The organism is Salipiger sp. HF18 (assembly GCF_011806505.1).
GTDB classification, from domain to species: domain Bacteria; phylum Pseudomonadota; class Alphaproteobacteria; order Rhodobacterales; family Rhodobacteraceae; genus Salipiger; species Salipiger thiooxidans.
The window spans coordinates 1-6,359 of the sequence record NZ_JAATOS010000231.1 but is presented as its reverse complement, the minus strand read 5'-3'; the positions used below and the strand labels follow the sequence as shown (position 1 = coordinate 6,359).

The following is a 6,359-nucleotide window of genomic DNA, read 5'->3' as shown; positions in this document are numbered from 1 at the left end:
GGCCGTGCCGTGTAGCGCGCCAGCAGCATCCGGACCTTCTGCGACACCACGTCATAGGTGCCCTTGCCGCCGACGGTCTTGCGGTTCACGTCGTGCAGCGCCTTGGGGCCGTCCATCGACACGGTCAGCGCGAAGCGGTGGGCGTTGAACCACTCGACCATCTGCTCGGTGAGCAGGGTGGCGTTGGTGGTCAGACTGAAGTCCACGACCTTGCCAAGCTCGGCGGCGCGCGGCTCGGCATAGGCCACGACCTCGCGGATCAGCGGCATGTTCGACAGCGGCTCGCCGCCAAAGAACACCACGTTGATCCGGTCGCGCCCGCTGGCCTGCTTCAGCAGCAGCTCGATGCTCGCCTTCGCGGTCTCGAAGCGCATCTTCTCACCCTTCGAGGGGATCGCGAGATCCTCCTTGTAGCAGTAGGTGCAGGCGAGATTGCAGCCGGTGTTGACGTTGAGGATGATCGTCGAGAGCGGAATCTCCTCGACCGGCACGATGCTGCGCGCCACCTCGGGCTCGGCCGCGTCGCGGACGATGTCGAGGTCGAGGAAGCTTTTCACGCAGTCGGTCAGCTCGGACGGGCTATGCCGGTGCCCGAGCGCCTCCTTCATGGTCTGCGCCCCCACCGCGTCGTGGCGGCGGAAGAGCTCGTAGACGTCGCGCGACACCGGGTCGAGCTCGAAGAGCGCGCTGGTCGGCACGTGCATCAGCATCGCGTGGCCATCCACGTCGACCCGGTGCGCGTTGTGGGTGATGAGTGTCAGGTCTCCCATGGTCCCTCCCTCAGCGGATCGGCGCATCGACGAAGCGCTGCACCGTCGAGAACAGGTGCGCCTCGGCGCTCAGCGGCGCGGCCCCGCCTTCGTAGGTGGCGGTGATGCGCAGGTTGCCGACGTTGTTCGTGCCCATGACGCGCTCGGGGTTGGGGCCCGCACCCGCCGGGGTGAAGCGGCCGGTCTGGTCGATGGAGCCCGCGTATTTCGCGTCCTCGACCTCGGCGGCGGCTTCGTCCCAGTTGTCGGTGGTCCAGGCGGCCTCGACCGCACCGATGGCGAGATCATCGTCGGTGGCGGGCTCGCCGTCGGGGCCGTTCGACCAGGCCCAGGCCTCGAACTGTGCCGGGACCTTGGGGATCGGACCGCCGTTGCCGCCGATGCGGGCCATGGCGACCTCGGGGACGATGCTGATGCGGTCGATACCGTCGTAGACCACGAGATCGGAGGGCGTGGTCGCGTCGCCGAACGACAGCGCATAGGTGCCCTCGGTCTCGCCGGTCACCTTGAGGACCACTTCCCCGGGGCCCTCACTGACGATCTCTGCGCTCAGCCCCTCGGGCAGGACCGCCTCGCCGGACAGGCCGGTGCCGGTCAGGGTGATCTCGGTGGTGCTGCCCGCGGCGATGGCGGCGGGGTTCATGCCGATGATCGCGGGCGCGGCGTCCTCGGCCCGGGCGACGATGTCACCGCCGGTCGCGTCCTCGCCGGCGACGAACCAGCGGCCCGAAAGCTCGGCGCCCTCAAGCGCCATGACCTGCCGGATCGTCACGTCCCCGGCGCTCAGCGTTGCACGCCATTCGCCCGCGCCATAGACCAGCCCGGTGCCGGTGTAGGTCTCGCTGCCGTCGGCGAAGCTCAGCTCGAGCGTGACGTCATATCCTGCGTCCGAGGCGGCCATCTCCATCGAGCCCGAGTAGGCGCCGCGGCCCGGCTGCCGCCCGGCCACCACGTAGCGGCCCGAGAGAGCGCCTGAAAAGGCCTCGGGCATGTCGCCCAGCGGGTAGGTCTCGGCGAGGAAGGGAATGATCTGCTCCTGCGCGATGCCCCACCAGTCGCGGTCCCGTGCCAGCGCCTGGTATTCCAGCGTCGGGAACTGGCCGAGGTGGAAGTTCACCAGATGCGCCCAGTCCTCGGGGGTCCGGCGTTGCAGCGCCACGCGGGCGTAGGAGTGGCAGCGGCCGCAGGTCTCGGACATCAGCTGGTCGGGGCCGGAATCCTCGGCGATGGGCTGCTTCTCGAGGATGTAGCGGCGGCCCTCGGTCTCGGCGACGGTGAGGCCGCGGGTGTCGGCAAGGTAGCGGACGACCGCGACACGGTCCTCGGGGCTGAGTGCTACGCCGTGGTTGCGCATCATGCGCACCACGGTCATGTCCCACGCCTCGGGCGTCTTGCGGACGGCGTCGATGCGCTCGACCGCGCCATCGTCGGTGGTGGCGTGACAGGCGGCGCAGATCGTGGTCAGCACCTCCTCGCCGGATTGCGCCAGCGCTGGCAGCGCGGGCAGCCCCGACAGCATCAGGCAGGCTGCGCTTGCAGAGAGGTTGAGACGGTGTCTTGAGGTCATGCGCGATCCTCTGGCTTGGTCCGGACGGGCGTGCCCTCCGGCGGGTGGCTTCAAGATGGAGGGCAGTCTTGCCGAGAGGGCGGGCACCGTTCTTGACATTTCCGGCCAAAATTCACGCCGGATGACGGATCCGTGAAGGTTGGCCGGAAATGTCATGGAGGCCCGCGCGGACCCGCGTTTCACTGCTGAAATGACGTGCAGCATGCGAAAACCTCTCCCCCGGAGAGCCGATATGGTCGTGGTGGGCGGCGGCCCGGCGGGCGCCGTGACGGCGTGGCTTGCGGCGCGCGACGGTCTTCAGGTGCTGCTGGTCGACCCGCTGCGGACCGGCGGGCGGATCGAGGGCCTGAGCCCGCGCCTGCACCGCTGGCTGGTGTCCTCGGGCATCGGCACGGGCGACAGCGTCGTCGGCCCCCTGCCCCGCCGGGTCGACTGGGCGGGCATCGCGGACAGCGCCAACGGCGAATACCTCGTGCGCCGCGACCGGCTCGATGCGCATCTGCGCGACGCGGCGGTTGCCTCGGGCGCAACCCTCATCGAGGGCACGGCCCGGCCCGAGGGCCAGACGGTCGACCTTGGCGACGGGCAGCGGATCGAGGCCGGTTGGGTGATTGACGCCCGCGGCCGCGGCGCCCACGGGCGCGACGCCACCCGGCGGCCGGGCTTTTCGACCATCGCCATCAGCGGCGCCTGCCGCGGCGCGCAGCCTGCCGAGCCCGGCATCTCGGTCACCGCCCTTGCCGGCGGCTGGGTCTGGACAGCGGCGCTGCCGGGCGGCGAACTCTGGGCGCAGTATTCCTGCGATGCCCGGGGCGATGCGCCGCCCGAGGCGCGTCTCGCCGCGGCGCTGGCAGAGGCGCGGCCGGAGCCCGGCGAGATCCGCTTCGACGCACCGCCCCGGGCGCGGGAGGCGGCGCCCGTGCTGCCGGCCCCCATCGCGTCGCTCACCGCGCTGCCCGTCGGCGACGCCTTCGCCGCCATGGACCCGCTCTCGGGCCACGGGTTGTTCTGGGCAGTCTCCAGCGCGCTTGCCGCGGCGGCGGTGCGCCGGACCCTCGCGGCGCGCCCCGGGGCGGCCAGCGAAGCGCTCTGTCGCCGCTACATCGAGGAGCGCGCCCGCGAGACCTGCCTGCGCAACGCCCGTATCGGGCGCGACTTCCTGCGGCAGGAAACGCGCTTTGCCGACGCCCCGTTCTGGCGCGCCCGGCGCGACTTTCCCGACGACCTGCCCTCGCACGCCCCCCGCGATGAGGTCAGCGTCGCGCAGGGCCTCGTGCTGCGCGACGGGCTGATCGAAGAGATGGAGATCCTGAAGACCCCGCGCAGCCCCGACGGCATCGGCTGGCTGGGCCGGGCCCCCGCGACGCAGGTCTGGCGGGATTTCCAGAGCTCGGGCCCCGGCGAGGCGTTCCTCGGCCGTTGGGGGCCCGCGGCGCAGGCGCTGCTGGCGGAAATGTCGCCGCGTTGATCCCGCTCAGACGGGCGCCACGCTGCTCACGTCGGCGGCGAAGCGGGCGAGCGCGGCCGAGACCTCGCGCATCACGTCTTCTGCCTCGGCGAACTCGGGCTGGAAGGCGTGGCCGCACTCCATGGTGAAGCCCAGCACCTTGGCCTTGCCCGTATCCGCCCGGTGACGGCTGTAGGCATAGTCGTCGCTCGCGCCTGAGGTGGCATAGAGCGAAAAGGATGCCGAGACCTCGTAGTCGTCGCCCCGCACCTTGCGGATCTCCTCGGCCATGAGCCGCGACAGGCGCGCCATCTCGGTGGCGTCGGCGGGCTCGATGAACTCTCGGTAGAGCGTGTCGCCCGCGATGCCGCGCTGGCCGTCATGGACGGGGTTGAGGAAGTTCATCCCGGGCGCGTCGCTCTGCAGCTCGTCGAGCCCCCAGTTGTGGTAGATCGCCGGCACCGCGCTGTGGATGTCGAGATACCAGCCGGTGCCGGTGAAATGGTCGAGCAGCCAGACGATGTTGGCGGTCTCGGGCTCGGAGCCCGCTTCTGGCCCCACGTAGAGGTACTTGTTGCAAGGATCGTCCGAGGCGCTGACCGCGTCCGGGGCGAACGTCCGGCGGAAGTCCCAGGCCACGTCGAAGTTCCGGTTGATGTCGACCCCATGGCACAGCCCGCCGTCGGGCCGCACGTTGCGGGCGCGGTTCTTGCGCCAGTCGGGATCGACCTCCTGGCTGTAGATGCGGCCGTCGGGATTGGCGCAGGGCAGGATCACCAGTTGCAGGGTCCCGAAGATCCGGCCGAGCTCTTCGGCACTGATCCGGGCGTCGCCCCAGCTGAGCCCGGTACCCGCCCGGCGCGCCTCGAGCAGGTCGGCGGCGAAATAGAGCAACGCGTCGGGCGGGATCCACTCGCGCGCATGGACGCCGCCGACGTAGACCACGGTGCGGACCTCGGGCCCGCGGGTGTCGCCCAGCGCAAGCGCGAGCACGTCGCGCGCCTCGACGCTGGTGTTGGGAAGGGTCACGAGATCGCAGAATGCGCCATATTCGGTGGCGAGGTTGCGGACGCCGGTGACGATCTCCTCGAAGCTCAGGTAGCTCATGCTCACTTCTTCCGGCCATAGCCGCGTGGCACCACGCCACCAGCGAAGCGGTTGCCGGTCGGCACCATGCGCAGCCGCCGCGCCGCCGAGGGCATCTCCTCGAGCACCTCGACCCGGACGCCGCCCGCGCGCCGCCGGCCAAGCCGCGCAAGCTCGTCGTCGTCCGAGATCACCTCGGTGGCGTAGCGGTCGCCGCGTTTCACCGCGACCGGGCGGCAGCCCATGTCGACATCGGCCCCGGCAAGGAAATCGCGCAGTTCGGGAATGGATTCGGCGCTGACGCGCAGTTTCTTGGACATCGCATCCTCTCGTTGGGGAGGCGCCCGAAGGGACCCGGGCGCCCGGTGGCGGTTACTTGGCCTCTTCCATCATCATCCCCATGGTCTCGCCGGCCCAGCCGTAGATCTCGGAGACACGGGTGTAGACGCCGTATTTCAGGCGCAGCGCGCAGCCCTGCCCCCAGCTCACGATGCCGACCAGCCGGTCATTATCGCCTATGATGGTGTCGACCGGGCCGCCGCTGTCGCCCTGGCAGGCATCGACGCCGCCCTCGCGCTCGCCGGCGCAGAACATCGATTGCAGGATCGCGCCGTCATAGCTTTCGGGCTCGTTGCACTCGTCGTTCGAGATCACCGGCACCTCAGCGAAGAGCAGCTCGTCCGAGCCGGGCCCGCCGAGCGAGGTCGCGCCCCAGCCCGAGACCCGCACGCGCGGTCCGACGGGAAGCTCTTCCTCGGGGCTCTGCATCTGGATCGGCATGCCCATGGTGGCGTCGGTCGCAAGCTCGACCAGCGCCGCGTCATGATCGAAGGTCGAGGCGTTCCAGTCGGGGTGCACGTGGATCGCGCTCACCCCAAGCAGCTCGCCGCCGCTCTCATAGGTCAGGGTGCCGGCCACAATGCTCAGCCGCTCGGGGTTGTTCTGCCAGAGCGGGCTGTCGACGCAATGCGCCGCCGTCAGCACCCAGTTGGGCGCCACCAGCGAGCCGCCGCAGAACTGGTTGCGCGCCTCGCCGCCGCCGACGAGCGCGACCTGCCACGGGGTATCGGCGATGTCGCCGACCGGCTCGCCGCCCACGATGAGCGGGTTCGCCGCGGGACCGGTGTTGTCCTGCGCCTGCACCGGCGGTGCAAGGCCCAGCGCAAGAACCGCCGTCAGGGCGGTCATCCTGAAGGTCATCTTGAAGACAGACATGAAAATTCTCCTCCGTTAGATCATTGGTTGAAAATGACGTGTCGTGGGCTCTGTCGCGGTCATCCTGTCCCCCGTGTCGCCTCTCCGGCGCGGGGAGCCGCGGCGGCGACCTGCGGCGCGCCCCCTGCCGCCAGCTCCAGCGCCCGGGCCACGGCGGCATCCGCGTCGATGCAACCGTGGCCGTACTTGGTCGAATGGCCGCTCACGTAGTCCACCGCGTCGCCAATGCGGCGGGCCGTGGAGCAGATCACCTCGCGGAGTTCTGCCGCAGTCA

The 6,359-nt window shown here is 70.3% G+C and carries 7 protein-coding genes; 1 reads left to right on the top strand and 6 read right to left on the bottom strand.

The window, feature by feature from the left end; translation table 11 throughout:
- Both HC022_RS16820 and peaA read right to left on the bottom strand, forming a co-directional pair.
- On the bottom strand, window positions 1–770 hold a 770-nt coding region (locus HC022_RS16820), incomplete at its 3' end, for a radical SAM protein (protein ID WP_167453203.1).
- A gap of 10 nt (window positions 771–780) precedes the next feature.
- The gene (gene peaA / locus HC022_RS16815) at window positions 781–2,337 is read right to left on the bottom strand and encodes a quinohemoprotein amine dehydrogenase subunit alpha (RefSeq protein WP_167453202.1); all 1,557 of its coding nucleotides are present in this window, start codon (window positions 2,335–2,337) and stop codon (window positions 781–783) included.
- Between the two features lie 232 nt (window positions 2,338–2,569).
- Between peaA and HC022_RS16810 the strand changes: the two genes are divergently transcribed.
- Window positions 2,570–3,805 carry an NAD(P)/FAD-dependent oxidoreductase gene (locus tag HC022_RS16810; protein ID WP_254885140.1) on the top strand — a complete coding sequence of 412 codons (1,236 nt, stop codon included), beginning with the start codon at window positions 2,570–2,572 and terminating at the stop codon, window positions 3,803–3,805.
- A 6-nt stretch (window positions 3,806–3,811) separates the two neighbouring features.
- Here the strand turns inward: HC022_RS16810 and HC022_RS16805 are convergent, their stop codons facing one another.
- From HC022_RS16805 to HC022_RS16790, 4 genes are all read right to left on the bottom strand, one after another.
- Entirely contained in the window at window positions 3,812–4,891 is a 1,080-nt protein-coding gene (locus HC022_RS16805; RefSeq protein ID WP_167453200.1) for a M14 family metallopeptidase, read from the bottom strand.
- Window positions 4,892–4,893: 2 nt separating this feature from the next.
- On the bottom strand, window positions 4,894–5,190 hold the full coding sequence (locus HC022_RS16800; RefSeq protein WP_167453199.1) for a hypothetical protein: 297 nt from the start codon (window positions 5,188–5,190) through the stop codon (window positions 4,894–4,896).
- Window positions 5,191–5,242: 52 nt separating this feature from the next.
- Window positions 5,243–6,085, bottom strand: a complete 843-nt coding sequence (locus HC022_RS16795; protein WP_167453198.1) for a serine protease — start codon at window positions 6,083–6,085, stop codon at window positions 5,243–5,245.
- 59 nt (window positions 6,086–6,144) lie between these two features.
- The coding region (locus HC022_RS16790) for a hypothetical protein (protein ID WP_217704018.1) at window positions 6,145–6,359 on the bottom strand (215 nt) is incomplete at its 5' end.